The sequence below is a fragment of the Micromonospora sp. MP36 genome (assembly GCF_008119785.1).
In the GTDB taxonomy this organism is placed as follows: domain Bacteria; phylum Actinomycetota; class Actinomycetes; order Mycobacteriales; family Micromonosporaceae; genus Micromonospora.
Genome location: NZ_VSFA01000010.1, coordinates 95,799 through 121,621, shown reverse-complemented (window position 1 = coordinate 121,621; position 25,823 = coordinate 95,799). Strand labels below are relative to the sequence as shown.

Sequence of the window (25,823 nt, the reverse complement as noted above, 5' to 3'; positions counted from 1 at the left end):
TCACGGGGTCGCCTCCGGCGGGCGGGTCTCGTGCACGGCCAGCTCCTCGGCGGTCGCCCCACCACCGGCCGCGCCCGCGTCGTAGCCGATGTTGTCCGTCTCCTGGTCGGTGTGCGCGCCCTCGTCCGGTTCGACCAGCCGGCCCACCTGGTGGTCGGCGACGGCACCGAGCTGGCCGTGGTCGTAGAGCGAGACCGGCGAGTGCGGGTCGGAGGTGGGGCCCGGGTCCATCACGTCGGCGTCGAACTGGGCCTGCGCGGCGGCCTCGTCGCTGTCCGCCTCCGCGGCGATGTCCGGGTCGACCGGGCCGGCGAGCGGATCGTCGGCGGGCCGCTCGTACACCTCGCGCTGGAGCTTGTAGTCCAGCGACTCGCCGTCGAGCTGCTCCTCGGCGGTGGTCCCGAACCGGTCCACGGCCACCGGGTCGCGGTCACCCGGGAGCTGGGCCGGCTCGGGACCGTCCGCCTCCCGCCCGGTCAGCACGTCGTCCTTGGCCGTGGAGTCGTCGTCGGCGGTGTCGGGCAGGCCCTCCGCCTCCGGGTCGGACACGGGGGTGGGGTAGTCGTCGTCGCGCATGACCGGTCACTACCCACCGAGCTGACCGCATTAACCGGGTCCGGCGGCGTGGATCGGGAGGAACGGACGGAAACTGGGCGATCCGGCCAGGATGCCGGGCTCGATCGCCGGTCAGCCGCGGAAGGCCGCCTCGTCCTCGGCGTGCAGGACGCACCAGACGACCTTGCCGTCCGGCAGCGGGGTGGTGCCCCACCGCCGGGCGAGCGTGTCGATGAGCAGCAGCCCGCGGCCACCGGTCGAGGTGAGCGGGGCCAGCCCGGCGTACGCGGGCCGCCGCGCCGAGTGGTCGCCGACCGCCAGGTGCAGGGCGCTGTCCTGCGGGGCCACCCGGACGGTCATCGGCGTCCCGGCGTGGGCGACCACGTTGTTCACCATCTCGGTGACCGCGATGCAGCCCGGCTCGGCCAGCTCCGGCACCCCCCACCGCGCGCAGCCGTCGGTGACCAGCGCGCGGACCTCGCGGGCCGACCCCACCACCGGGGGCAGGTCCGCGGTCAGCACCGCCGCGAGCGGCGCGTCGGCCAACGCGGCCTGCGCCTCGTCCAGGGACGGGTAGACCGGGGCGGCGTCACCGGCGCGGCCCGCCGGGTCGAGCACCAGCACGCCGGCGGCCGGCCAGTCGGCCACCGTGCGGTACACGTCGTCGACGGCGGCGCGGGCCCCCGGCTCGGCGATCACGACCCCGGACAGGTCGACGATCACTGGGCCCGGCCGCTGCCAGAGCCGGGCGAGCAGCGCCTCCCGGACGGTGTCGACGCCGGCCAGGTCGAGCACGCCGGTCAGCCTGACGACCGCGGAGGAGTCATCCGTCTCCACCAGGCAGCGCACATCCGTCGGCATGATCGTCCCATTGTGCATGCCCGGCCCGACCCCCGCATCCGGCCGGTCGATGCGCTTCATCAGCGGTCCACCCGCGCGCGTCGGGTCAGGGCGGCCAGGGTGCCCACGGCGGTGCCCGCCGCGGCCAGCCCGAACGCCGCCGTGATCCGGACCAGCTGGCGCCGCCGGCCGTGCCAACCGCCGGTCCGCTCGGCCGCCGCGTCCGGCGTGAACACGTTGCCGGTGCTGGGCAGGCGTACGCCCGGGCCGAACTGGGTGCGGGCGGTGTACCAGCCGAGCATTCGCTCGGCCAGCGCCGGCGCGAGCCGCCACTGCAGCCCGAACAGCCGGGCCGCGCCCCCGGCGTACGCCTCACGACGGGGCCGGCGCAGCAGTCGCACGATCGTCTCGGCCACCACCTCCGGCGGGTAGACCGGTGGGGGCGGGGTCAGCTCGTGCCGGCTGTGGTTGGCGGCGTGCCGGAAGAACGGGGTGTCGATGCTGGCCGGCAGCACCGTGCAGATGGAGATGTTGCCGCGGCCGGTGACCCGCAGCTCCTGCCGGACCGTGTCGGCCAGCCCGCGGATGCCGTGCTTCGTCGCGTTGTACGCGGACTGGTAGGGCATCGCCACCTCGGCCAGCACGGATGCGTTGTTGACCAGGACCCCGCCGCCGGCCGCCTCGAGCCAGGGCAGCGCCGCCTTCGTCCCATGCACCGTGCCGAGCAGGTTCACCGCCACGACCCGGCGGAACTCCTCCACCGGGATCTCGTCGAAGAGCCCCACCGCGCTCACCGCGGCGTTGTTGATCCAGGCGTCGATCCGGCCGAACTCCGCGGCCGCCCGCGCCGCGAGCCGCTCCACGGCCACCGGGTCGGTCACATCCGTGGGTACGACTAGCGCCTGCCCGCCCAGTCGCCGGCAGCGCTCGGCGACCTGGCGCAGCGCCTCCTCGGTCCGGGCCGCCAGCACCACGTCGGCGCCCCGCCGGGCCAGCTCGTACGCGGTGGCCGCGCCGATGCCGCTGGACGCGCCGGTGATCACCACCGTGGCGTCGCCGAGGTCGCGGGTGAGCGGCATGCTCCGCCGGTACCCCCGGTCGGGGGCGATCATGCGGCCGGGACAGCCCGGATCGCGGGGCGCCGGGGCGGTTCCGGGCAGGAGTCGCGAAGCCGGCGGAACGTCCCGCTGGCCACCCTCGCGCCGGGTGCGTCGGTCCGATCCCGATCTGCCAGGTTTCGGCGCAGCAGGGCCGGGTTAATGGGACCCTCTGACCGGAGGACCACCGCTCGATAGAACGCATGGAGGTGCACCATGCGCGTCGGCCTAGTGTGCGCGCACGCCGGCCCGTCCGTCGACGGTCCCACCGTCGGCACCCACCAGCACATCGCGCGGGTGGCGGCCGAACTCGCCGCACGGGGTCACGACGTCCGGGTCTACGAGCGCCGCGACGAGCCGGGGCAGCCGGAGCGGGTCGAGCTGGACGGCTACCGGCTGGAGCGGGTGCCGGTCGGTCCGCCCACCTCGTTGCCCACCGCCGCGCTGGTGCCGCACGTGGCCGAGTTCGGTCGCTGGCTGGCGCAGCGGTGGTCGGATGACTGGACGCCCGACGTGGTGCACGGGCACTACTGGGTCGGCGGCCTGGCCGCCGCGCACGGCGTACGCGAGACCGACATCCCGGTCGTGCAGACCTTCCACTCGCTCGGCGTCGAGCAACTGCGCCACCTCGGCCAGCGGTACGACGGGCCGGGGGAGCGGATCCCGCTGGAACGGGCGCTGACCCGGGCGGTGGACATCGCGGTCGCCCAGTGCAACGACGAGGTCGACGAGCTGACCCGGATGGGGCTGCAGCGCACCTCCGTGGCGATGGTGCCGACCGGGGTGGACACCGCGCAGTTCCACCCGGACGGCGAGGCGGCGCCCCGGGACCAGCGCTCCCGCATCCTCTCCGTCGGCGGGCTCTCCCCGGCCCACGGCCACGAGGACCTGGTCCGGGCGATGCGACTGGTCGGCGACGCCGAGCTGGTGATCGCCGGCGGCCCGCCCGCCGAGCGGCTCGCCGACCACGCGGAGGCGCGCCGGCTGCGCGAGCTGGCCGAGCAGACCGGGGTGGCCGAGCAGGTGAAGCTGGTGGGCACGGTCCCGCACGACCAGATGGCCACCTGGTACCGCTCCGCCGACGTGGTCGCCTGCACCCCGCACTACTCGTCGGCCGGGCGGGTGTCGCTGGAGGCGATGGCCTGCGGCGTGCCGGTGGTCGGCTACGCGATGGGCGGCATCGCCGACGCGGTGGTCGACGAGGTGACCGGGCGGCTGGTCCCGCCCGGCGACGTGCGGGCCCTCGGGGTCACCCTGCGCCGGCTGCTGGCCGACAACGCCGGGCGGTTCGCGTACGGGCACGCCGCGGTGGACCGGGTCCGGTGCAGCTACACCTGGGAGCGGACGGCCGGGGCGCTGGAGCGGCTCTACGAACGGGTGGTCGCCCGGCGCAAGCCGGTGGAGGCGGCCTGACTCAGCGGCCGGACTCCGGGCCGGCCCAGTGGCGGGGCCGGACGACGGCGCCGGCGCCGATCATCGGGCGCTCCCGGTCGCGAGCCACCGCGTGGTGGTGCTGCGGCTCGGCGTACCGGGTCAGGCCCACCACCGACACCAGGGTGGCCAGGAAGCCGATCCCGGCCAGCCACTCCCGCCCCGGCCAGATCCGGTCGTTGAGCAGCAGCAGGCCGATGATCGCCGCGGGCACCGCCCCGGCCGCGTCCATCGCGGCCACCGCCGCCGTGGTGGAGCCGCGCTGCATCGCCAGGCCGAGCAGCAGCTGCCCGACCACCGAGTGGGCGATCAGCAGGTAGAGCAGCGGGTCGCGGACGAACGCCTCCGCGGTGTCGGCCGAGGCGAGCGGCCGGGCGGCCACCGCCGCGGCGGAGAACGCCATCCCGGCCAGCGAGCCGAGCGCCACCGAGCCGGGCGCGCCGTGCAGCCGGGCGGCGAAGAAGCCGAGCACACCGATTACGCCGAGCGCCGCCGCCAGGCCGATCAGCCCGGTGGCGCCGAGTTGTCGCGACGGCGCCGGCTGGGCGGCCAGCACCAGCGCGGTGATCCCGCCGAAGAGCAGCCCGAGCAGCGCGATCTCGGCGGCCGGCAGCCGCCACTTGAGCACCAGCACGCCGAGCAGGGCGGTCACCCCGAGGCCGGCCGCCACGCTGGCCTGGACCAGGAAGAGCGGCAGGTCGCGCCGGGCCAGGAAGGCCAGCACGAAACCGGTGACCTGGCACAGCAGGCCGACCAGGTAGGTGCGGTGGCTGGCCAGCCGGAGCAGCAGCCCGGGGTCGAAGGTGTGGTGCACCGTGGTCCGCGCCGCGGCCACCGACTGGAGGAGGTTGGCGAAGCCGTACGCGACGATCATGGCCGCGAGGAAGCACCAACCGGAGGACACCACCTGGCGAGGATAGAGGCTACCGGCGGGTCAGCGTACGGCCGGCCGGCCGAGCCGGGCCAGGATGTCGCCGTGCAGCGCTCCGTTGGTCGCGATCGCGCTGTTCTCCCCGCCGGCCGGCGCCGGGCGGCCGGACAGGTCCGTGAACGTCCCGCCCGCCTCGGTGACGATCGGGACCAGCGCGGCGATGTCCCAGAGCGACAGCTCCGGCTCCACCATCACGTCCAGCGCCCCCTCGGCCAGCAGCATGTAGCCGTAGAAGTCGCCGTACGCCCGGCTGCGCCAGGCGTCCCGCATGACCTGCAGGACGGCGTCCAGCCGGCCCGCCTCCTCCCACCCGGTCAGCGAGGAGTAGCAGAAGCTGGCATCGGCCAGCGCGCCGACCGCGGAGACCCGGATCGGCGCCCCGGTGGCCAGGTCGGGGCCGGCGTACGCGCCCGCGCCGAGGGCGGCCCACCAGCGCCGCCCCAGCGCCGGAGCGGAGACCAGGCCGAGGACCGGGCGGTCCCCTTCCAGCAGGGCGATCAGGGTGGCCCAGATCGGTACGCCCCGGACGAAGTTCTTGGTGCCGTCGATCGGGTCGACCACCCAGCGCCGCCCGTCCGCGCCAGTGGCGGGCTGCTCGCCGTACTCCTCGCCGAGCAGGCCGTCACCCGGCCGGTGCTCGGCCAGCAGGTCCCGGATCCGCCGCTCGACGGCGGTGTCCGCGTCGGAGACCGGGGTGAGGTCGGGCTTGGCCTCGACCCGCAGGTCGAGGGCGCCGAACCGGGCCGTGGAGACGGCGTCGGCGGCGTCGGCGAGCAGGTGGGCGAGGGCGAGATCGTCGGCGTACCCGGTCATGCCGGACACGCTAACGGTCAACCCGCCGCCGGGTCGCCGGGGCCCACCGGCTCACTCCTCGCCCCGCCGGCTCGGCTCGCGGGGGTCGACCTCGCCGCTGCGGGAGGCCAGCAGCCGGCGGTACGACGCCAGCCGGCGCGGGTCGGCCTTGCCGGCGGCCACCCAGGCGTCCAGCGCGCAGTCCGGCGCGTCGGCCGTGTGCGGGCAGTTCGGCGGGCAGTCGACCGTCGCCTCCACCAGGTCGGGGAAGCCGTGCAGCAGGCTGTCCGCGGAGACGTGTGCCAGCCCGAAGCTGCGTACCCCGGGGGTGTCGATGATCCAGCCCCCGGCGACATCGGGCAGCCGCAGCGCCACCGCGCTGGTGGAGGTGTGCCGCCCCCGGCCGATGGCGCTGACCGTGCCGACCGCCCGGTCGGCCTCCGGCACCAGGCGGTTGACCAGCGTCGACTTGCCCACCCCGGAGTGGCCGACCAGCACCGAGACCCGCCCGGCCAGCAGCGCGCGCAGCGCGTCCAGCGGCGAGTCCGGCCGGATCAGCACGTACGGCAGTTCCAGCTCGGTGTAGTAGTCGAGGACCGCCTCGGGCCCGGCCAGGTCGGCCTTGGTGAGGCAGAGCAGCGGCTCGATGTCGGCGTCGTACGCGGCCACCAGGCAGCGGTCGATGAACCCGGTGCGCGGCGGCGGGTCGGCCAGCGCACTGACGATCACGAGCTGGTCGGCATTGGCCACCACCACCCGTTCCAGCCGTCCCTCGGCGGTGGTCGCGTCGTCCTCGGCGGTGCGCCGCAGCACGGAGGTGCGCTCGGCGATCCGGACGATCCGGGCCAGCGCGCCGGGCGCACCCGAGGTGTCGCCGACCAGCCCGACCCGGTCACCCACCACCACCGACTTGCGGCCCAGCTCGCGGGCGCGCATCGCGGTGACGGTCGGGGCGTCCGGCCCGGCGTCGGAGAGCACGCAGGTGTACCGCCCGCGGTCGACGGCGATCACGAACCCGTCGACCGCGTTCTCGTGCCGTGGCCGGGTCCGGGTACGCGGACGCGAGGACCTCCCGGGTCGGACCCGGACGTCGTCCTCGTCGTACTCCCGCCGCCTGGTCGCCAGGACGTCCCCCCGTCGCGTCAGCTCTTGCCGGTCACCATCCCTGACCATAGTGCCGGGAACTCGGGCATGGTCTTCGAGGTGCACGCCACGTCGTCCACCTCGATGCCGGGGACGGCCAGCCCGGCGACCGCCGCGGCGTGCGCCATCCGGTGGTCGGCGTACGTCTGGAAGGTCCCGCCGCGCAGCGGGCGGGGCCGGATCTCCAGCCCGTCGGCGGACTCGGTGATGTCCGCGCCCAGCGCGGTGAACTCCTTGGCCAGGGCGGCGATCCGGTCGGTCTCGTGCCCCCGGATGTGCCCGATCCCGGTCAGCCGGGACGGCGAGTCGGCGAGCATCGCCAGCGCGGTCAGCGCCGGGGTCAGCTCGCTGACGTCGGAGAGGTCGGCGTCCAGGCCGTGCACGCTGCCGGTGCCCCGGACGGTCAACCCGGCGGTGGTCAGCGTCACCTCGCCACCCATCCGGGTCAGCAGCGTGCGGAGCTGCTCGACCGGCTGCATGCTGCTGCGCGGCCAGCCCTGGAGGGTCACCTCGCCGCCGGTGACCAGCGCGGCGGCGAAGAACGGCACGGCACCGGAGAGGTCCGGCTCGATCTCCCAGCCCCGCCCGGTCAGCGGGCCGGGCTCGACCGCCCAGACGTCGGGGGTGGCGTCGTCGACCGCCGCCCCGGCGGCCCGGAGCATCTGCACCGTCATCCGCAGGTGCGGCGCGGACGGGACGGGCGGCCCCTCGTGCCGGACCACCACCCCCCGCTCGAAGCGGGGCGCGGCCAGCAGCAGCCCGGAGACGAGCTGGCTGGAGGCGGAGGCGTCGATCACCACCTCGCCGCCGGTGACCCGGCCGGCGCCGAGGACCGCCAGCGGCAGGCTGCCGGTCGGCGGGGTGTCGATGCGTACGCCGAGGGCGCGCAACGCCCCGATCAGCGGGCCGAGCGGGCGGACCCGGGCCTGCGGGTCGCCGTCGAAGGTGACCCGCCCCTCGGCGAGCCCGGCCACCGGTGGCAGGAAGCGCATCACCGTGCCGGCCAGGCCGACGTCGACGTGGGCGGGGCCGACCAGCCGGTGCGGCCGGATGAGCCAGCGCTCGTCGTCCGAGATCGACATGTGCGCGCCCAGCTCGCGCAGCCCGCCGGCCATCAGCTCGGTGTCCCGGGCGCGCAGCGGCCGGTCGAGCGTCGACGGGCCGCTGGCCAGGGCGCCGAGCACCAGGGCCCGGGCGGTCATCGACTTGGAGCCCGGCAGGCGCAGCGTGGCGCCGACCGGGTCGCTGGCGGTCGGTGCGGTCCACGGCTGCGGTCGCCGGGTCGCGGTAAGGTTCCCCACGCTCACATTCTGCCAAGTCCCGGGACCGGTGGAACCGCCCATCGTGCCTGCTCCCGGCTGGCGGGACAGCCGGAACCGGGGCGGCGCGTTAGCGTGTGCGCCATGTGCGGGAGGTACGCGACGACCCGGAGCGCGGGCGACCTGAGCGCGCTGTTCGAGTCGTCCGACGAGACCGGCGGCGGGGTCGGCCCGGACTTCAACGTCGCCCCGACCGATCCGGTGCCGCTGGTCCGGCTGGCGCCGGAGGGGCACCGGCTGCTCTCCGTCGGCCGCTGGGGGTTGGTCCCGCACTGGTCCCGCAACGCCGCCGGCGCCGCCCGCATGATCAACGCCCGGGCGGAGACCGTCGCCACCAGCCGGGCGTACGCCCCGTCCTTCGCCCGCCGGCGCTGTCTGGTGCCGGCCGACGGCTGGTACGAGTGGGTCCGTGAGCCGGGCGGCCGCCGGCAGCCGTACTACATGACGCCGACCGACGGGTCGGTGCTGGCCTTGGCGGGCATCTGGTCGCTCTGGGAGTCGGCGGGGCACGACCTGCTCACCTTCAGCGTGCTGACCACCCCGGCGGTCGGCGAACTGGCCGAGGTGCACGACCGGATGCCGCTGCTGCTGCCCCGGGAGCGGTGGGCCGCCTGGCTCGGCGCGGGCGGCGAGCCGGCGGCGCTGCTCGCCCCGCCGGCCCCGGAGTGGCTCGCCGGGCTGGAGGTCCGCCCGGTCTCCCCGGCGGTCGGCGACGTCCGCAACGACGGTCCCGACCTCATCGCCCGGGTTCCGCTGCGCCGAGAGGAGAGCGTCTCGGAAATGACCTTGTTCTGATCACCGTCGGCACATTGTCGTGTGCTGATTTGCCGGGGTTACGCCTGAAACGTCGCCCGGTTGTTTAGCCATGTTTACGGCAGAGTCTTGTCCCCGTGTCCGGAAGTGCGATAAAACACAGCGCCGGCGTTGGGCGTCTGTTCGCACGGGGCGGATGACATCCATCGATCTCTCATGATCATTGCCGGTCCCACGGGGGAGGTGGGTGTATTGACACGGGCACGTATGCCCCGCCCGCACGAGGTGGCTGCCGCACGACGAGATCCGCGACTGTTGCGGGCTCTGCGCGAGCGGCGACACGACGACGCGTGGCGAACCAGAGGGACCTGCCAGAGTGTGGACCCGGAGACGTTCTTTCCGGCACCCAACGAACCGGCCGACGCGGCCGTGGCGCTCTGCCGTAGTTGTGACGTCCAGGGGTCCTGCCTGGCCTGGGCGCTGGAGGTGGGCGACTGCCACGGCGTCTGGGGCGGCACCACGCCGCGCGAGCGGCGGGCGATGCTCGTCGCCTGGCGCGACGAGGTGCAGCCGGACCCGGACGCGGCCGAGGAGGCCGGCCCACCGGTCCGGGACCGCCTGCTGACCCTGGTGCCGTCCCGCTGATGCCGTGCGCCGCCGCCCGCGTCCCCGCCGGGGACGCGGGCGACGGCGTTGGCGCGCGCAGGGCCGCCGATGTGGCGGTATCCCGGCGTGTGGTGACAACCAGTTCGTCGATCTTGCTTGTGTCGGACGGAGACCGCGAAGAACGTGCCGGTCGAGGCGGGCGGGGCGGGCCACGGCGAGAATGGGCGGGTGCGGCACAGCGACGAGATCGAGACGCCCCGCGGGCCGGCCCGGGCCGACACCGACCTGCCGGCCGGCCCGGTGGACACCCTGCTGGTGCTCGGGCACGGCGCCGGGGGCGACGTGGACGCCCCGGACCTGGTCGCGGTCCGCGACGCGGTGACCGGGGCCGGGGTGGGCGTGGTCCGGGTGACCCAGCCCTACCGGGTCGCCGGGCGGCGCGCTCCGGCCCCCGCCGGCCACCTGGACGAGGCGTGGACGGCGGTGCTGGCCGCCCTCCGGGCCCGCCATCCCGACGTCTCCCGCTGGGTGGTTGGCGGCCGATCCAGCGGCGCCCGGGTCGCCTGCCGCACGGCCGCTGCCGTCGACGCGGCCGGGATCGTCGCGCTGGCGTTTCCGCTGCATCCGCCGGGGCGTCCGGAGCGCTCGCGCGCCGGCGAACTGCGGACCGGCCTGCCCACCCTGGTGGTCAACGGCGACCGGGACCCGTTCGGCGTGCCCGACGCGGCGCCCGGCGTCGAGGTGGTGGTCCGCCCGGGGGAGCGGCACGACCTGCGCGTCGACCCGGCGGCCACCGCCGCGGTGGTCCGCGCCTGGCTGCACGGCCGGGGCTGGGCACCCGCCTGACCCCGGCACCCGGCCAGCTCACCGGACAAGATCCAGGACGGAGCGGCCGCCCGTCCGGTTGCGGCACCACTTCCCGTGGCGGTCGCGATCTTGCGAGGGCGTGACCGTCGGTGGCGGCGGGTCGTTGCATCGGATGGTGTCGGACGTCCGTTTTGGGCGTCCGAGGCCATCCTCCCAGGCCCTTCCTGGTCCCAGCGTCGGTCGCGGCCGAGGCCGGGACCAGGAACGGCGGGTGGTGGCGGAATGCACCGGCCCACGCTGCGCGTTACTACCCCCGGACGCCATTTCCAGCCGAGGGGGGTGACCGGTGCCGACCGAGACGCGGAGCCGGGAGCGGGACGAACAGGACGCGCGGCAGCTCAGACAGCTGCTCGACGCGCCGGAGTGGCCCGCGGAGGTGCCGGCGATGGTGAGTGGCAGCACACCGGCCGGAAGTGAATCTGTGGGCAGGTCCGTACGCGTATCCTCGGCGGGGAAGCATCCGACGCGAGGGGATGTGCGGTTGACGACCGAGAAGACGGACGAGCGCAGGGCCCGCTTCGAGCGGGACGCGATGCCCTTCGTCGATCAGCTCTACGCTGCCGGGCTGCGGATGACGCGCAACCCGGCGGATGCCGAGGATCTGGTCCAGGAGACATACCTGAAGGCGTACGCCGCCTTCCACCAGTTCGAGCAGGGCACCAATCTGAAGGCCTGGCTCTACCGGATCCTGACCAACACCTACATCAACTCCTACCGGAAGCGGCAGCGCCAGCCGGTCCAGGCGCCCACGGACGAGATCACCGACTGGCAGCTCGCCGAGGCGGAGTCGCACACGTCCAGCGGGCTGCGCTCGGCCGAGACCGAGGCGCTCGACCGGCTGCCGGACAGCGACGTCAAGGAGGCCCTCCAGCAGTTGCCGGAGGAGTTCCGCCTGGCGGTCTACCTGACCGACGTCGAGGGCTTCTCCTACAAGGAGGTCGCCGACATCATGGGCACTCCGATCGGCACCGTGATGTCGCGGCTGCACCGCGGCCGACGTAATCTGCGCAAGCTGCTCGAGCAGTACGCGGCGGAGCGGGGGTTCACCGCCGCGCCGTCGAAGGGTTCGACCGCCGCTGCCGGCCGGGAGGTGTGACCGTGAGCTGTGGAGAGCCGCATGAGACGGACTGCCGCGAAGTGCTCGCGGAGGTCTACCTCTACCTGGACCTGGAGTGTGCCGAGGAGCGGCGCGTCCTGATCCGGACCCACCTCGACGAGTGCGGGCCGTGCCTGCGCGAGTACGGCATCGAGCAGGAGGTGAAGGCGCTGGTCGCCCGCTGCTGCGGCAACGAGACCGCGCCGGATCAGCTGCGCGAGCGGCTGCGGGCCCGCCTGACCGAGCTGGTGGTCTTCGAGACCACCGAGTCCCGCGAGCTCGCCGACTGAGCATCGCGCGACGAGTTGAAGACATCGGTGGCCCGGGTCCGAACGGACCCGGGCCACCGCTGTGTCCGGCCACCACGGCCGGTACGTCGCTGATCCGGCGTACGCCGACGATCAGGAGTTGGGGCGCTTGCCGTGGTTCGCGCCGCTCTTCTTGCGGGCCTTCTTCTTGCGGGCCTTCTTCGCCATGCTCTGCCTCCTTGTGCTGGTCACGGTCCGGCCGCGGCGAGCGCGGCGGAGGTCGTCGTGCCGGTGCTCCGGGCGCCGGAGACCGACCCGCTGATGCTAGTGCCGTCGGCGGTCGCGCGGGTCTGGAGGGGGCGGCCCGGGCACGCCGCCCCGATCCGGGGCCGGGTCATGATTGGATACCGTTCGCAGAACAGCGGTGGAGAGGGAGGGCCCGGAGATGGCCGAGGAGATCCGCGCCGAGATGGTGGCGAACGTCTGGAAGGTCGTCGCGTCGGCCGGGGACACCGTGTCCGAAGGGGACACGCTGGTGATCCTGGAGTCGATGAAGATGGAGATCCCGGTGGTCGCCGAGTCCGACGGCGTCGTGCAGCAGATCGCGGTCAACGAGGGTGACGTCGTGCAGGACGGCGACCTGATCGCGGTGATCGGTTGAGCGGCGTCCTGGTCCGCCGGGCGGAGCCGGCCGAATACCCGGCGGTGGCGCGCCTGACGGTCGCCGCCTACGAGGCGGACGGCCAGCTCAAGGGCGAGCACGGCTACGGCGTGGTGCTCGCCGACGTGGCCACCCGGGCGGAGACTGGCGAGGTGCTGCTCGCCGTCGACGAGGCCACCGGCGAGGCGCTCGGTTCGGTGACGTTCGTGCTGCCCGGCTCCCCGTACGCCGAACTCTCCGGTCCCGGCGAGGCCGAGTTCCGGATGCTCGCGGTCGACCCGGCCGCGCAGGGCCGGGGCGCCGGCGTGGCCCTGGTCCGGGCCTGCGTGGCGCGGGCCACCGACCTCGGCTGCACCGCCCTGGTGATCTGCGTACGCGCCGGCATGGCCGCAACCGCGCACCGGCTCTACGAGCGGCTCGGGTTCGTCCGGGTGCCGGAGAAGGACTGGTCGCCGCTGCCCGGCGTCGAGCTGCTGGGCCTGCGCCTGGAGCTGCCCCCGCGCGGCTGACCCGGAGGCCGCCGCCGAGGCGCCCCGGAAGGCACGGCGGCCACCCGTCCGGTCAGCCGGCGTCGGCGATCTTCGCCAGCAGCTCGTCGGCCACGTCCAGGGCGATCTTCTTGCGCTCGTCCTCGGTGATGTGCGGGGCGCGGATCGCGAACCAGCTGGTGTGCACGGCGAACAGGGTCAGCGCGGCGCGGAGCTGGGCCTGCGGCGATTCGTCGCCCCGGCACAGCTCGTTGGCCAGCCGCAGCATCCGGTCCCGCATCTGCATCCCGGCGCTGAGGCTCTTCAGCACGGTCTGGTTCTGCTCGAAGAACCGCATCACCGACGGCAGTTCGCTGCTGAACATGGTGTCCGCGTACTTGGCGATGAGCGCACGGCGGGTGGCCAGGGTGGCGGGCTGGGTTTGCGCCCACTCGATCAGCTCGTCCATCCGGCGCAGCCGGTCCTCGACGAAGCTGTTGACGATCTCGTCCTTGCTCTTGAAGTGGTAGTAGAGTGCGGCCTTGGTCACGCCCAGCCGCTCGGCGATCTCCCGTAGCGAGGTCTTCTCGTACCCCTGCTCGGTGAAGAGCTCCAGCGCGACGGCCTGGATGCGTTCCCGCGTGCCGCCTGTGCTCTCCCTCACCCTTACCACCTATCTCGCTTGACGGTTTTCCGACCACCAACTTACCGTGCGGCTAGTAAGGTAACCAGCCGGGCGGCAAGTAAGTCGGTCACAAATCTTCGGGGGAGCTTACCCATGAGTCAACCAGCCCAGGCGGTCGCGCGACCCAATGTCCGGGTCGTGCTGTTCGGCCTGATGATCGCGATGATGCTCGCGATGCTCGACAACATGATCGTCAGCACCGCGCTGCCGCGGATCGTCTTCGAGTTCGGCGGGGCCGACCACTTCACCTGGGTGGTCACCGCGTACGTGCTGGGCACCACGGTCTCCACCCCGATCTGGGGCAAGCTCGGCGACCTCTACGGCCGCAAGGCCGTCTTCCTGACCTCGGTGGTCATCTTCCTGGTCGGCTCGGCGCTGTGCGGCATGTCCGGCTCGAGCCTGCTGGGCGGCGTCAACGACGGCATGATCGAGCTGATCGCGTTCCGGGCCGTCCAGGGTCTCGGCGCCGGTGGCCTGATGGTCGGCGTAATGGCGATCATCGGTGACCTGGTGCCGCCCCGCGAGCGGGGCCGTTACCAGGGCATGATCGCCGCCATCATGGCCGTCGCCATGGTGGCCGGCCCGTTGGTCGGCGGCTTCATCACCGACCACCTCTCCTGGCGCTGGGCGTTCTACGTCAACCTGCCGCTCGGCGGCGTCGCGCTGCTGGTGCTGGCCACCACCATGCACCTGCCGAAGTACCGCACCGAACACAAGATCGACTGGCTGGGCGCCGCGCTGCTCTCCGTCGGCATCACCGCGATCGTCCTGGTCACCACCTGGGGCGGCAACGAGTACGACTGGGTGTCCCCGCAGATCCTCGGCCTCGCCGCCCTCGCCGCGGTGACCCTGGCGGCCTTCGGCCTCGTCGAGCGGCGAGCGCCCGAGCCGATCCTGCCGCTCGGGCTCTTCGCCAACCGGAACTTCGCCCTCATCTCGGTGATCGGCTTCCTGCTCGGCTTCGCGATGTTCGGCTCGATGAACTTCCTGCCGCTCTACCAGCAGACCGTGCAGGGCGCCTCGGCCACCAACAGCGGCCTGCTGCTGCTCCCGCTGATGTTCGGGATGCTCGTGGTCTCGCTGGTGGTCGGCCGGGTCATCACCAAGACCGGTCGCTACCGCGCCTTCCCGATCGTCGGCGGCGTCGTGATGGCCGCCGGCATGGGCCTGCTGACCCTGCTCGACCTCGGCACCAGCAAGGTCGAGTCCTCGCTCTACATGATCGTGCTCGGCGTCGGCATGGGCTTCCTCATGCAGACCACGATGCTGATCGCGCAGAACAGCGTGGAGCAGAAGGACCTGGGCGCGGCGAGCGGGGCGGCCACCTTCTTCCGCTCGATCGGCGGTTCGTTCGGCGTCGCGCTGTTCGGCGCGATCTTCGCGAACCGGCTCGCCGACTCGGCCGCCGGTCCCGCGTTCGCCGGCGGGCAGGGTGGCGAGGGCGGTGCCATGGACCTGGAGAAGCTGAAGCAGCTCACCGGACCGATGCGGGAGCTCGTCCTCGGCACGCTCTCCGACGCCATCTCGCACGTCTTCTTCTGGGCGGTGTTCATCACCGTCGCGGTGCCGGTGCTCGCCTGGTTCATCAAGGAGGTCCCGCTCCGCTCGTCGAACGACGCGCGCCCGGCCGCGACCCCCGAGGGCGAGGCCGAGGCCGCCCTCGGCAAGGCCCCCGTCGCCTGACGCACGCTCCGCGGCCACGCCGACCCTTCCCGGGGTACGGCGTGGCCGCGCCGCGTCTCCGCGTTGCCGACGTGGCCCGGTCGCCCCGCTTGATCGACTCCAGGTCGGCGGTGTGGCGGGGGCGCCGTGCTTGATCGACTCGAGTTTCCCCGGCCGAGAGTGGGCTGATCGCGCCGGTTCGGCGATGTGGCGGACAGGTCGCCTTGATCCACTCCGGCTCGGCGAAATGGGGGCATCCGGGGCGGGTTGATCACGCCAGGTCGGCGATCCGGTGTGGATCTTGCCGAGGGCCAGCCGGCCGGGCGGCGGGCCGGGCGGCGGGGCGGGGCGGGGCTGCCCGGGGGCGCGGGTCAGGGGCGGCGGAAGAGGGCGGCGAGGCGGTGCCACAGGCGCCCGAACAGACCCGAGCGGGGTGCGTCGACGGGGCCAGCGGTCAGCTCGCGGGCCAGGTCGCGGGTGGCCGGGTCCAGGTCGGGGGTGGCCAGCGCCAGGTGGGCCAGCGAGGCGGCGATCGGCACCCGCCGCTCGCGGGCCACGGCCGCCACGTCGGCGATCCGCTCGGCCACCACGGCGGCCACGTCGGGGCGTACGGAGGGGTCGACCCAGGCGGCGGTGACCAGGGCGAACAGCGCCGCCTCGGTGATCCAGTCCTCCACCCCCCAGACCAGCTCCACCAGCACCCGGCGGCGGGTCGACTCCGCCCACGGTTCGTCGGTGCGGTGGTGCAGCAGCCCGAGGCAGGCCCAGACCTGCACGCAGCGTACCCAGAGGGACGGGTCCTGACCGGCGAGCACCCGGCCCAGCGCGGTGGCCGGCGGCTCGGGCGGATGCACCAGCAGACCGAGCAGGTCGGCGACGTCCAGGGTGGCCAGTGCGACCGCCGCGTCGTACGCGGCCGGCGGGTGCGGCCAGGCCGGGTGGGCGAGCTGCCGGATCCGCTCCGCCGCCTCGGCCGACGGGGTGGGCAGGGTGGGCGCGGCGATCGTCCCCTCGTAGCGCCAGAGCTGGCAGGTGGTGGCCCGACGGGGTTCCCGCGGGTCCGGGCCGACGACGGCGACCACCTCCACGTCCAGCCCCGGCGCGGCCGCCGCCGCGGTCCGCATGGCGCTCGGCGGTTCGAGCGCGTCGAGGCGTACGGCGACCCGGGCGGCGCCCTCGGCGGCGAGGGCCTGCCGCAGCGCGTCCAGCACCGGCCCGCCGGCCGGGGTCACCTGACCGAGCCAGGGGCGGCTGCGGCAGCACTCGGCCAGGTCGCCGTGCTCGTGGGTGTCGTCGGGGTGGTCGCGGACGAAGTCGGCGAGGGCGACCAGGTGGGCGACGTCCCCGTCGCGCTGGAAGCGCAGCCGGTGCGCGGTGTGCACCGCGCAGTCGAACGTCGGGTCCCGGGTGAGCGCCCGGTCGATCCAGTCCAGCGCCTCGTCGAGCCGGCCGTTGTCGGCCAGGGTGCCGGCGATGTCGGCGTACACGGCGAGGTCGTCGGGGTCGAGTGCGACCGCCCGGCCGAGCGCCGCGAGCGCGTCCCGGGTCCGGCCGGCGCTGCGGTAGGCGTACCCGAGCCACACCTCGCCGAGTTTGGTGGGCTCCGCGCGTACCCCTCGGGCGGCCCAGGTGACCGCGAGGGCGACCTCGCCGACGCGCCGGGCCAGCGCGGACGCCGCGCCCAGCAGCAGCGCGTGCCCGGGATGCACGGTGACCGCGTTGCGGGCCAGCACGAGGTACGGCCGCAGCGGGTCGCGGAGGCGGCGGGGGGCCGGGTCGGGCACCGCCGCGCAGATCTGCATGAGGATCCGGGCGGCGCGTTCGGGATCGAGCCGTTCGGGCAGGTCGGGGGCGGTCACCCAGGGCACCCCGGCCCAGTCGGCGCCGGGCGCGTAGCCGGTCGCGGCGGCCAGCAGGTCGAGCCCCTCGGCGGGGCGCCCAGCGGCGGCGAGCAGGTGGGCGCGGGCCACCACCGCGCCGACGAAGGCGTGGTGCCCGAGGGGGAAGAGTTCCAGGTCGCCGCCGCTGGCCGCGGCCACCCGGGCGAGGGTCTCGTGCACCTCGGGCAGCGTCGGGGCCCGGACGAGGGCGGCGGCGACGTGGTCCGCGGCGTGCGGGAGGTCTCCGTCGGCCAGCGCCAGCCGGGCCAGCGTGAGCTCCTCCTCCGCGGCGAGCGCGGGGTCGTCCTCGGGCACGTCGTCCTCTCGATGGTCCGTCCACCAGCCGGGCAAGCCTAGGCGATCACCGGTCCATCTGGTGATCTACTGCGCACTACTGCGCGTTCCGTTGCTCGTTACAGCCGAAAGATGCAAGACTGAGCACGGATCGCGCGGCAATCGCGCAGAAGGGGGCTTCCGTGACGCGTCCAGGGGCTGGCATGGCCGCCGACATCGAGGAGCAGCCGGCTGGTTACGACCGCCTGCTCTCCGCCGAGCACGCCGGGGCGATCGCCCGGGTCGCGGCGGTGATCGCCGAGCGCCGGCCCCGCCACGTGGTCTTCACCGCCCGGGGCACCTCCGACCACGCGGCGCTGTATGCCGCGTACCTGAGCGAGATCCGGCTCGGCCTCCCCGCCGGCCTCGCCTCGCCGAGCGCGATCACCGTCTTCGGCGCCCGGCCGGACCTGTCCGACGCCCTCGTGGTCGGGGTGAGCCAGAGCGGCGGCTCGCCCGACCTGGCCGAGGTGCTGCGGGTGGCCCGCGCCTCGGGCGCGCTCACCCTCGCCGTCACCAACAACCCCGACTCGCCGCTGGCCGGCACCGCCGAGCTGAGCGTGGACATCGCCGCCGGGCACGAGCGGGCGGTCGCCGCGACCAAGACGTACACCGCCGAGCTGCTCGCGCTGCTCATGCTGATCGAGGGGGTACGCGCCGGCGACGGCACGCTCCCCGCCGAGGAGCGGGCGGCCCTCGCCCGCCTGCCCGAGCTGGCCGAACGCACCCTGTCCGACGCCACCCCGGCGCAGCTCGCGCCGCGCTACCGGTTCGCCGCTCAGCTGGTCACCACCGGCCGGGGATACGCGTACCCGACGGCCCGGGAGGCCGCGCTCAAGCTGATGGAGACGTCCTACCTGCCGGCGCTCGCCTTCTCCGGCGCCGACCTGCTGCACGGCCCGCTCGCCATGACCGACCCGGACGTGCCGGTGCTCGCCGTGGTCGGCTCGGGCCCCGGCGGCGAGTCGATGCGCGAGGTGCTGCCCCGGCTCGGGGAGCGCCGCGCCGACGTGGTGGTGGTCGGCTCCGCCGACGTCGAGGTGACCGCCCGGATGGCCGTGCCCGAGGTTGACGAGCGGTACGCCCCGCTGCTGGACATTCTCCCGCTGCAGCGGCTCGCCCTGGCCCTGGCCCTGGCCCGGGGCGAGGATCCGGACGCTCCGCGCGGGTTGAAAAAGGTCACCGCGACGATGTGACGCCCGGCGTGGCACGCTGGTCAGCGTGTCCACCCTGCGCGACCTCGCCGAGGAGCACACCCAGCTCCGGCCGACCGACATCGACCACCTGCACCGGATCGCCGGCGACTGGCAGCTCCTCTCCGACCTGTCCTTCGCCGACCTGCTGCTCTGGGTGCCGGTGGACGGCGACGGCACGTTCCTCTGCGTGGCCCAGGTCCGGCCCACGACCGCCCCGACCGCGTACCTCGACGACCAGGTCGGGCGGATCGTCGGCGGGCCGGAGGTGGCGCACCTGGAGGTGGCCCACCGCCAGGGCCGGATCTGGCGGGAGGGCGACCCGGTCTGGTACGGCGACGTGCCCGCCCGGCACGAGGCCATCCCGGTGCGGCTGCGGACCGCCGACGGGGAGTCCGGCGAGGTCATCGCCGTGGTCGGCCGGGACACCAACCTCTCCACCGCGCGCACGCCCAGCCAGCTCGAACTGAACTACCTGACCACCGCGGACGACCTGGCCCAGATGATCGCCGACGGCACCTTCCCGCCGCCCCGGCACCCGGGCGAGACCACCTCGGCGCCGCGGGTCGGCGACGGGCTGGTCCGGCTCGACGCCAACGGGCAGGTCACCTACGCCAGCCCGAACGCGCAGTCCGCGTACCGCCGGTTGGGCTACGCCTCCCACCTGGTGGGGGAGGACCTGGCCAAGCTGCACCGCCGGTTGGCCGGCGACCCGCTGGAAGGCACCGACGCCGGCAACGCGGTGCTGGCCGCGCTGCGTGGCGAGGCCCCGCCCCGGCGGGAGATCGACGCCCGCGGCGCCACCATGCTCACCCGCGCGCTGCCGCTGATGCCGGCCGGCGTGCCGATCGGCGCGCTGGTGCTGGTCCGCGACATCACCGAGGTACGCCGCCGCGATCGCGCCCTGATCACCAAGGACGCCACCATCCGGGAGATCCACCACCGGGTGAAGAACAACCTGCAGACCGTCGCCGCGCTGCTCCGCCTCCAGGCCCGCCGGGTCGGCATGCCCGAGGCCCGGGTCGCCCTGGAGGAGTCGGTACGTCGGGTCGCCTCGATCGCGCTGGTCCACGAGACCCTCTCCCTGTCCAGCGACGAGGCGGTCGAGTTCGACGGGATCGTGGACCGGGTGGCCAGCGCGGCCACCGAGGTCGCGGCCACCGAGGTGACCGTCGGCATGCGCCGGCAGGGCAGCTTCGGCGTACTGCCCGCCGAGATCGCCACCTCGCTGGTGATGATCCTCAACGAGCTGCTGCTCAACGCCGTCGAGCACGGCTTCCCGCCGGCCGGCGAGGAGAGTGCCGCCGGCCCGCGGGACGGGGTGGAGCCCGAGGTGGTGGTCTCCGCGCACCGGTTCCGCAAGCAGCTGCACGTCTCCGTCACCGACAACGGGCGCGGCCTGCCCGAGCAGTTCGACGCCGAGCGCGGCGGCAACCTCGGCCTCCAGATCGTCCGGGCCCTGGTCACCGGCGAGCTGCGCGGCACCATCGAACTGCGCAACGGCGCCACCGGCGGCACCGAGGCCGTGCTGGTCGTCCCCCTGCCCCGCGGCACCACCGACCGCCTCACCGCCTGACCCCGCGTCCCCGCGCTGCGCCTGCGGGCGGCGGTCAGCGGGTGAGGAGGGCGACCGTGATGCCGGGGCGGGGCCACACCTGTTGGACGGTGAAGCCGTCCCGTAGGGCCGCCCCCTTGGGGCCGGGCACCGCGGCCACGGGATCGGTCCGCCGGCCGGACACCACCAGCCAGAGTCGCCGTACCCCGGCCAGGCACTCCGCCGGCCGGTCGCACTCGCTGGCCCAGAGGTCCGCGCGCTGCCGCTGGTCGCGGCCCACCAGCACGTCGCGGGGTCGCCGCGCTCCCAGGTGGTACGCCATGCCCAGGTCGAGGAAGAGCCAGCTCTCCCGGGGCGAGTACACGATCGCGTCGCCCGGCTGCTCGTGGTCGGCGATGATCCGGGCCGCACCCCGGTAGTCGACGGGGGCGGTGCGCGGCCACTCGTGGGTGCGGCGCAGCGCCGCCTGGTCGGGCAGGCCGAGCACCCCGGCCAGGGTCACCACGGCGAGCGCCGGCGCCAGCCGTACGCCGGCCAGCGCCGCCCCGGCCAGCAGGCAGGTGAACGGCACGGTGAAGACCAGGTACCGGGTCACCCAGAGCGGCACGAGCGCCCCGGCGGCGAAGAGCAGCAGCACGGGCAGCAGGACCACCGCGCCGGGCAGCAGGGCCCGCCGGCCGAGCCGCCCCGCGCCGAGCGCGGCGAGGCCGACCAGCAGCCCACCCACCACCCCGCTCTGCGCCAGCCCACCGGGCAGCGCCGCCAGGTCGCCCGGGCGGGCCAGGTGCACCCAGTCGAGCTGCCGGGACCGCTGACCCCCGGCGAGCAGCACCAACGGCGTGACCAGCACGACGGCTGGTAGCAAGGCGACCACCCACCGCCAGGCCGGCCCGGCAGCCGACCCGCCGGGTGGCGCAGGGCCGGAGCTGGTTCGGGGAGCCGGCCGGCGCTCGTCCGCCGGCCCAGCACCCCGGTCGGCGGCCGTCGGCCTGCCCACCGGCCGCCCGCCGATCGCGTGGCCGCCGGCCTGCCCGCTGATCGCGCGGCCGTCCGCCTGGGCGCTGGTGGCACGGTCGTCCGCCTGGTTGGCGGTCGCGCCGGCGCCGGCCCGGTCCCCGGGTGCGTGCGTGCTCGCCGGGTCCCGGAGGCCGGCCGCCGCCGGGCCCCGCCCCGCGGCGAGCAGCACCACGAGCCCGTGCGCGGCGAGCAGGGTGAGGGCGATCAGGTGGGTCAGGCCCAGGGCGGCGACGGCCAGGGCGTACCCGGTCCAGCGTCGCCAGGTCGGCCGGCGCAGCGCCTCGACCAGCAGCAGCGTGCCGAGCGCGGCGAGGAAACTGGCGAGGGCGTACGGGCGGGCCTCCTGGCCGTACCGGGAGGTGCTCGGCAGGACGGCGAAGAGCAGCCCGGCGAGCAGCCCCACCCGGGCGGTGAGCAGCCGTTCGCCGAGCCGGGCGGTGAGCGCGGCGGCCCCGGCCATGGCGAGCGCGGACGGCAGCCGCAGCGCGGTCGGTGAGGCCCCGGCCAGCGCCGTCCAACCATGCATCAACAGGTAGTACGGCCCGGTCGCGGCGTCGATGGTGCCGGCCAGCCGGGCCAGGTCGCCGACCGGACGGGTGGCGGCGCTCCAGGTGGCCAGCTCGTCCCGCCACGGCTGCGCGTGCCCGATTCCGGCGAGGGTGACCGCCAGCGTGAGCAGCGCGGGCGCCACCATGACCCACCACGTCGGGCGCTCACCGGTGGTCCCGGCCGGGGTGGGCGACGCACGGGTGGTCACCTGTCGCAGCGTCACACAGGTGCGCGTCATGGGTCCGCCGATTCGCGGTGCGGCCACCCGGTGAGCGGTACGGCGCGACAGTGGATCACCGTCGATGCCCGTGATGTGGGATCACACACTCGGACGTTGGCTGGTCATCCGGGGTTGTGGGAGCATATGGCCCATGACCGCCGCTGTCGTCCGCCGCTTCGTGGCCCGTCGCCACGTCGATTACGGCCGCGTGCGCAGCGCGATCTGTCCGGCCTACTGACGACGCCCGACCCATCCGTCTCGGGCGCGCTTCCGCGCCGGCCGTCATCGACATCGCCGTCCACGGCCCTTGCTAGGGCCGGCCGTCGCGTTTGCGTACCCAGGCACAGCAGACAACGGAGGACGCCGCGATGGCGGTCAGCAGCACCCCCACCCGCTCCGACAACCCACCCGCCACGCGGGCACCGCGCCGTGCCCGTGGCGAGGGACAGTGGGCGCTCGGGCACCGCGAGCCGCTCAACGCCAACGAGCGGATCAAGAAGGACGACGACCCGCTGAACGTGCGGGCCCGGATCGAGAACATCTACGCCCACCGGGGGTTCGCGTCCATCGACCCGCAGGACCTGCGCGGCCGGTTCCGTTGGTGGGGGCTCTACACCCAGCGCAAGGCGGGCATCGACGGCGGGCGTACGGCCGTGCTGGAGCCGCACGAACTGGAGGACGAGTTCTTCATGCTCCGGGTCCGGGTGGACGGCGGCGAACTCAACCTGGCGCAGCTCCGGGTCGTCGCCGGCATCTCCCGCGAGTTCGCCCGGGACACCGCCGACATCACCGACCGGCAGAACATCCAGTTCCACTGGATCCGGGTGGAGGACGTGCCGGAGATCTGGCGCCGCCTGGAGGAGGTGGGTCTGCAGACCACCGAGGCGTGCGGCGACTGCCCCCGGGTCGTGCTCGGCAGCCCGGTCGCCGGGGTGGCCCAGGAGGAGGTTGTCGACCCGACCCCGGCGATCGATGAGATCGTCCGCCGGTACGTCGGCGACAAGCGATTCTCCAACCTGCCCCGCAAGTTCAAGACCTCCATCTCCTGGCTGGTCGACACCCCGTACGAGGCGAACGACATCGCCTTCCTCGGGGTGACGCACCCGGAGTACGGTCCCGGCTTCGACCTCTGGGTCGGCGGCGGCCTGTCCACCAACCCGATGCTGGCCAAGCGCCTCGGCGTCTGGGTGCCGCTGGCCGAGGTGCCGGACGTCTGGGCCGGCGTGGTCGGCATCTTCCGCGACTACGGCTACCGGCGGTTGCGTAACCGGGCGCGGCTGAAGTTCCTGCTGGCCGACTGGGGCGTGGAGCGCTTCCGCGAGGTGCTGGAGAAGGAGTACCTGGGCCGGACCCTGCTCGACGGCCCGGCCGCGGAGCTGCCGGCGAAGCCGGTCGACCACATCGGCGTGCACCCGCAGCGCGACGGTCGCAACTACGTCGGCGCCGCCCCGGTGGTGGGTCGGGTTTCCGGCCCGCAGCTCGCCCGGCTCGCCGACGTGGTCGAGGCGCACGGCAGCGACCGGGTGCGGCTCACCCCGTACCAGAAGCTGCTGGTGCTGGACGTGGCGCCGGAGCGGACCGACTCGCTGGTGGCGGAGCTGCGCCGGATCGGCCTGGAGGCCCGGCCGTCGGCCTGGCGGCGCGGCACCATGGCCTGCACCGGCATCGAGTTCTGCAAGCTCGCCATCGTCGAGACGAAGCGGCGCGGCGAGGAGCTGGTGGCCCGGCTGGAGGAGCGGTTGCGCGACTTCGACGCCGACATCTCCATCCACCTCAACGGCTGCCCGAACGCGTGCGCCCGCACCCAGGTGGCCGACATCGGGCTCAAGGGCCAGCTGGTGGTGGGCCCGGACGGCCGGCAGGTGGAGGGCTTCCAGGTGCACCTCGGCGGCGGCCTCGGCATGGCGCAGGGGCAGACCGCCGGCTTCGGCCGCAAGCTGCGCGGCCTGAAGACCACCGCCGACGAGCTTCCGGAGTACGTGGAACGCCTGGCCCGCCGCTACCTGGCCGGCCGGACCGCGGGCGAGACGTTCGCCAACTGGGTGATCAGGGTCGACGAGGAGGAACTCCGATGAGCGAGCGCAGCGAGCGAATCAGCCAGTTCAGCGTCCCGGTGACTCATCGTGGCGCCGAGCGGAGCGAGGTGGCGCGGTGAGTGAGACCCGTTCCGCGCCGCTGTACTGCCCGTACTGCGGGGAGGAGGACCTGCGGCCGAGCGAGGCCGGGCACGGCGCCTGGGAGTGCCACGCCTGCGCGCGGGTCTTCACGGTCAAGTTCACCGGCCTGCTCGGCCGGGCGGTGACCCGATGACCGGCCTGGTCTCCGCCGCCAACCTGGGCCTGGTCGGGGCCGGCGGCCCGACCGCCGCCGATCCCGGGCGGCGCGACCCCGAGGAGCTGCGCGCGCTGGCCGAGGAGGCCGGCCGGGAGCTGGCGGACGCCCCCGCGCTGGAGATCGCCCGCTGGGCCGCCGAGATCTTCGGCGACCGGTTCTGCGTGACCAGCTCGATGGCGGACGGCGTGCTGGCCCACCTGGTGTCCCGGGTCGCCCCCGGTGTCGACGTGGTCTTCCTGGACACCGGCCTGCACTTTCCGGAGACGCTCCGGGTCCGCGACGAGGTGGCCCGGCGGCTGCCGGTGAACGTCCGGTCGATCGGGCCCCGGATGACCGTCGGCCAGCAGGACGGCCAGTACGGCCCCCGGCTGTTCAACCGCTCCCCCGACGACTGCTGCCAGCTGCGCAAGGTCGAGCCGCTGGAGCGGGCGCTGACCGGATACGACGCCTGGGCCGCGGGGCTGCGCCGGGACGAGTCGCCGACCCGGGCCAACACCCCGGTGGTGGCCTTCGACGCCCGGCGCGGCAAGGTCAAGGTGAACCCGATCGCCGCCTGGACGCAGCGCGACGTGGACGCCTACGTGGCGCGGTACGACATCCCGGTCAACGAGCTGTTCGGCCGCGGCTACGGCTCGATCGGCTGCTGGCCGTGCACCCGGCGGACGAGGGCGGGGGAGGACCCGCGGGCCGGCCGGTGGGCGATGTTCGAGAAGACCGAGTGCGGGCTGCACACCTGACGGCCGATCCGCCGGTGGTGCTGGTCGCCCACGGCAGTCGTGACCCGCGGGCGGCCGAGGCGACCCGGGCGCTGGCCCGCGCCGTGGCGGCCGCCCGGCCCGGCAGCACGGTGCTGCCGAGCTGGCTGGACCACACCGAGCCCGGGCCGACCGCGGTGCTGCGGGAACTCGCCGCCGCCGGGCACCCCCGGGCGGTGCTGGTGCCGCTGCTGCTGACCGCCGCGTACCACCGGAAGGTCGACATCCCGGCGGCCGTCGCCGCCGCGCGCGCGGACGGACCGCCGATCGACGTACGGGTCGCCGACGTGCTCGGACCGGCCGTCGGACGGGTGGACGGCGGGCTGCTGGCCGGGCTGCGCCACCGGCTGGCCGAGGCGGGGCCGGGCGGGTACGACGCCCTGGTACTGGCGGCCGCGGGTACCCGGGATCCCCGGGCGCGCGGCTCGGTGGGCCGGGTGGCCGCGGCGCTTGGCGCCGGCCTGGGTGTTCCCTGTCGCGTGTCGTACGCCTCGGCGGCGCCCCCGGCGGTCGGCGTCGCGGTGGCGAAGCTGCGGGCGGGCGGGGCTCGCCGGGTCGGGGTGGCCGCCTACTTCCTGGCGCCGGGCCTGTTCCACGACGGTGTGCTCGCCGCCGCGCGGAACGCCGGAGCGGTCGCCGTCGCCGCGCCGCTCACCGACGCCCCCGACCTGGCCGACCTGGTCCTCCGCCGCGCCGCCGCCCAGCTCGGCTGACGCCGCCCGGCTCGGATGATCATGAGGTTGGTCCACATCGTCGGCAATCTCATGATCGACGTGGCGTGGTGGGCCGCCGGGCGGGGGTGGCAGCAAGACGCCCCGGCGGGTGGACCCGGCC

The 25,823-nt window shown here is 74.6% G+C and carries 25 protein-coding genes and 1 pseudogene; 15 read left to right on the top strand and 11 right to left on the bottom strand.

The window, feature by feature from the left end:
- The 3 genes from FXF52_RS11975 to FXF52_RS11965 form a co-directional block, all read right to left on the bottom strand.
- Nucleotides 1-576: a DUF5709 domain-containing protein gene (locus tag FXF52_RS11975; RefSeq protein WP_148796426.1), complete on the bottom strand. Its 576-nt coding sequence runs from the start codon at nt 574-576 to the stop codon at nt 1-3.
- Nucleotides 577-687: 111 nt separating this feature from the next.
- Nucleotides 688-1,476, bottom strand: a complete 789-nt coding sequence (locus tag FXF52_RS11970) for an ATP-binding protein (RefSeq protein ID WP_187413455.1) — start codon at nt 1,474-1,476, stop codon at nt 688-690.
- Nucleotides 1,476-2,474, bottom strand: a complete 999-nt coding sequence (locus FXF52_RS11965; protein ID WP_148796424.1) for an SDR family oxidoreductase — start codon at nt 2,472-2,474, stop codon at nt 1,476-1,478. The genes FXF52_RS11970 and FXF52_RS11965 overlap by 1 nt, the downstream gene beginning before the upstream one ends.
- Nucleotides 2,475-2,708: 234 nt before the next feature.
- Between FXF52_RS11965 and FXF52_RS11960 the strand changes: the two genes are divergently transcribed.
- On the top strand, nt 2,709-3,905 hold the full coding sequence (locus FXF52_RS11960) for a glycosyltransferase (RefSeq protein WP_148796422.1): 1,197 nt from the start codon (nt 2,709-2,711) through the stop codon (nt 3,903-3,905).
- Here FXF52_RS11960 and FXF52_RS11955 read toward each other — a convergent pair.
- The 4 genes and pseudogenes from FXF52_RS11955 to aroA form a co-directional block, all read right to left on the bottom strand.
- A pseudogene (locus FXF52_RS11955) lies at nt 3,860-4,797 on the bottom strand (hypothetical protein). The gene FXF52_RS11960 and the pseudogene FXF52_RS11955 sit on opposite strands and share 46 nt — an antisense overlap.
- Nucleotides 4,798-4,857: 60 nt before the next feature.
- Nucleotides 4,858-5,667: a histidinol-phosphatase gene (gene hisN, locus FXF52_RS11950; protein WP_148796417.1), complete on the bottom strand. Its 810-nt coding sequence runs from the start codon at nt 5,665-5,667 to the stop codon at nt 4,858-4,860.
- 51 nt (nt 5,668-5,718) lie between these two features.
- On the bottom strand, nt 5,719-6,819 hold the full coding sequence (gene rsgA / locus FXF52_RS11945; protein ID WP_187413454.1) for a ribosome small subunit-dependent GTPase A: 1,101 nt from the start codon (nt 6,817-6,819) through the stop codon (nt 5,719-5,721).
- Complete coding sequence (gene aroA / locus FXF52_RS11940; RefSeq protein WP_148796415.1) at nt 6,789-8,090, bottom strand: 3-phosphoshikimate 1-carboxyvinyltransferase; 1,302 nt, start codon at nt 8,088-8,090, stop codon at nt 6,789-6,791. Before aroA ends, rsgA begins: the two co-directional genes overlap by 31 nt.
- 102 nt (nt 8,091-8,192) lie before the next feature.
- Between aroA and FXF52_RS11935 the strand changes: the two genes are divergently transcribed.
- The 5 genes from FXF52_RS11935 (at nt 8,193) to rsrA (ending at nt 11,720) form a co-directional block, all read left to right on the top strand.
- Nucleotides 8,193-8,903 carry an SOS response-associated peptidase gene (locus tag FXF52_RS11935; RefSeq protein WP_148796413.1) on the top strand — a complete coding sequence of 237 codons (711 nt, stop codon included), beginning with the start codon at nt 8,193-8,195 and terminating at the stop codon, nt 8,901-8,903.
- A gap of 210 nt (nt 8,904-9,113) precedes the next feature.
- Complete coding sequence (locus FXF52_RS11930; RefSeq protein WP_148796411.1) at nt 9,114-9,506, top strand: WhiB family transcriptional regulator; 393 nt, start codon at nt 9,114-9,116, stop codon at nt 9,504-9,506.
- A gap of 189 nt (nt 9,507-9,695) precedes the next feature.
- Nucleotides 9,696-10,313, top strand: a complete 618-nt coding sequence (locus tag FXF52_RS11925; protein ID WP_148796409.1) for an alpha/beta family hydrolase — start codon at nt 9,696-9,698, stop codon at nt 10,311-10,313.
- A 307-nt stretch (nt 10,314-10,620) separates the two neighbouring features.
- The gene (locus FXF52_RS11920) at nt 10,621-11,430 is read left to right on the top strand and encodes a sigma-70 family RNA polymerase sigma factor (RefSeq protein ID WP_148796407.1); all 810 of its coding nucleotides are present in this window, start codon (nt 10,621-10,623) and stop codon (nt 11,428-11,430) included.
- A 2-nt stretch (nt 11,431-11,432) separates the two neighbouring features.
- Nucleotides 11,433-11,720 (top strand): mycothiol system anti-sigma-R factor, encoded by a 288-nt coding sequence (gene rsrA / locus FXF52_RS11915; RefSeq protein ID WP_148796405.1) that lies wholly within the window; start codon nt 11,433-11,435, stop codon nt 11,718-11,720.
- 111 nt (nt 11,721-11,831) lie between these two features.
- Here the strand turns inward: rsrA and FXF52_RS44025 are convergent, their stop codons facing one another.
- Nucleotides 11,832-11,906, bottom strand: a complete 75-nt coding sequence (locus FXF52_RS44025) for a 50S ribosomal protein bL37 (RefSeq protein WP_369700219.1) — start codon at nt 11,904-11,906, stop codon at nt 11,832-11,834.
- Between the two features lie 217 nt (nt 11,907-12,123).
- On the opposite strand from FXF52_RS44025, the gene FXF52_RS11910 reads away from it, so the two are divergent.
- Together FXF52_RS11910 and FXF52_RS11905 are read left to right on the top strand one after the other, a co-directional pair.
- Entirely contained in the window at nt 12,124-12,339 is a 216-nt protein-coding gene (locus FXF52_RS11910; protein ID WP_073834949.1) for a biotin/lipoyl-binding carrier protein, read from the top strand.
- On the top strand, nt 12,336-12,848 hold the full coding sequence (locus tag FXF52_RS11905) for a GNAT family N-acetyltransferase (protein WP_148796403.1): 513 nt from the start codon (nt 12,336-12,338) through the stop codon (nt 12,846-12,848). Before FXF52_RS11910 ends, FXF52_RS11905 begins: the two co-directional genes overlap by 4 nt.
- 52 nt (nt 12,849-12,900) lie before the next feature.
- Here FXF52_RS11905 and FXF52_RS11900 read toward each other — a convergent pair whose 3' ends face one another.
- On the bottom strand, nt 12,901-13,470 hold the full coding sequence (locus FXF52_RS11900) for a TetR/AcrR family transcriptional regulator (RefSeq protein ID WP_148796402.1): 570 nt from the start codon (nt 13,468-13,470) through the stop codon (nt 12,901-12,903).
- Between the two features lie 114 nt (nt 13,471-13,584).
- Here FXF52_RS11900 and FXF52_RS11895 point away from each other — a divergent pair, with 114 nt between their 5' ends.
- Nucleotides 13,585-15,174 (top strand): MDR family MFS transporter, encoded by a 1,590-nt coding sequence (locus FXF52_RS11895; RefSeq protein ID WP_148796400.1) that lies wholly within the window; start codon nt 13,585-13,587, stop codon nt 15,172-15,174.
- Between the two features lie 350 nt (nt 15,175-15,524).
- Here FXF52_RS11895 and FXF52_RS11890 read toward each other — a convergent pair whose 3' ends face one another.
- Nucleotides 15,525-17,348, bottom strand: a complete 1,824-nt coding sequence (locus FXF52_RS11890) for a tetratricopeptide repeat protein (protein ID WP_148796398.1) — start codon at nt 17,346-17,348, stop codon at nt 15,525-15,527.
- A gap of 182 nt (nt 17,349-17,530) precedes the next feature.
- Here FXF52_RS11890 and FXF52_RS11885 point away from each other — a divergent pair, with 182 nt between their 5' ends.
- The gene (locus tag FXF52_RS11885) at nt 17,531-18,562 is read left to right on the top strand and encodes an SIS domain-containing protein (protein ID WP_148796493.1); all 1,032 of its coding nucleotides are present in this window, start codon (nt 17,531-17,533) and stop codon (nt 18,560-18,562) included.
- A gap of 25 nt (nt 18,563-18,587) precedes the next feature.
- On the top strand, nt 18,588-20,135 hold the full coding sequence (locus FXF52_RS11880; RefSeq protein WP_148796396.1) for a sensor histidine kinase: 1,548 nt from the start codon (nt 18,588-18,590) through the stop codon (nt 20,133-20,135).
- Between the two features lie 34 nt (nt 20,136-20,169).
- On the opposite strand, the gene FXF52_RS11875 is transcribed toward FXF52_RS11880, so the two are convergent.
- Entirely contained in the window at nt 20,170-21,825 is a 1,656-nt protein-coding gene (locus FXF52_RS11875) for a glycosyltransferase family 39 protein (protein ID WP_148796491.1), read from the bottom strand.
- A 443-nt stretch (nt 21,826-22,268) separates the two neighbouring features.
- Between FXF52_RS11875 and FXF52_RS11870 the strand changes: the two genes are divergently transcribed.
- From FXF52_RS11870 to FXF52_RS11855, 4 genes are all read left to right on the top strand, one after another.
- Nucleotides 22,269-23,975, top strand: a complete 1,707-nt coding sequence (locus FXF52_RS11870) for a nitrite/sulfite reductase (RefSeq protein ID WP_148796394.1) — start codon at nt 22,269-22,271, stop codon at nt 23,973-23,975.
- Nucleotides 23,976-24,051: 76 nt separating this feature from the next.
- Nucleotides 24,052-24,210: an IS1 family transposase gene (locus FXF52_RS11865; RefSeq protein WP_148796392.1), complete on the top strand. Its 159-nt coding sequence runs from the start codon at nt 24,052-24,054 to the stop codon at nt 24,208-24,210.
- The gene (locus FXF52_RS11860) at nt 24,207-24,971 is read left to right on the top strand and encodes a phosphoadenylyl-sulfate reductase (RefSeq protein ID WP_148796389.1); all 765 of its coding nucleotides are present in this window, start codon (nt 24,207-24,209) and stop codon (nt 24,969-24,971) included. Before FXF52_RS11865 ends, FXF52_RS11860 begins: the two co-directional genes overlap by 4 nt.
- A complete protein-coding gene (locus tag FXF52_RS11855; protein ID WP_370517941.1) occupies nt 24,953-25,702 on the top strand; it encodes a sirohydrochlorin chelatase in 750 nt (249 codons plus the stop codon). The genes FXF52_RS11860 and FXF52_RS11855 overlap by 19 nt, the downstream gene beginning before the upstream one ends.
- Nucleotides 25,703-25,823 lie beyond the last annotated feature (121 nt).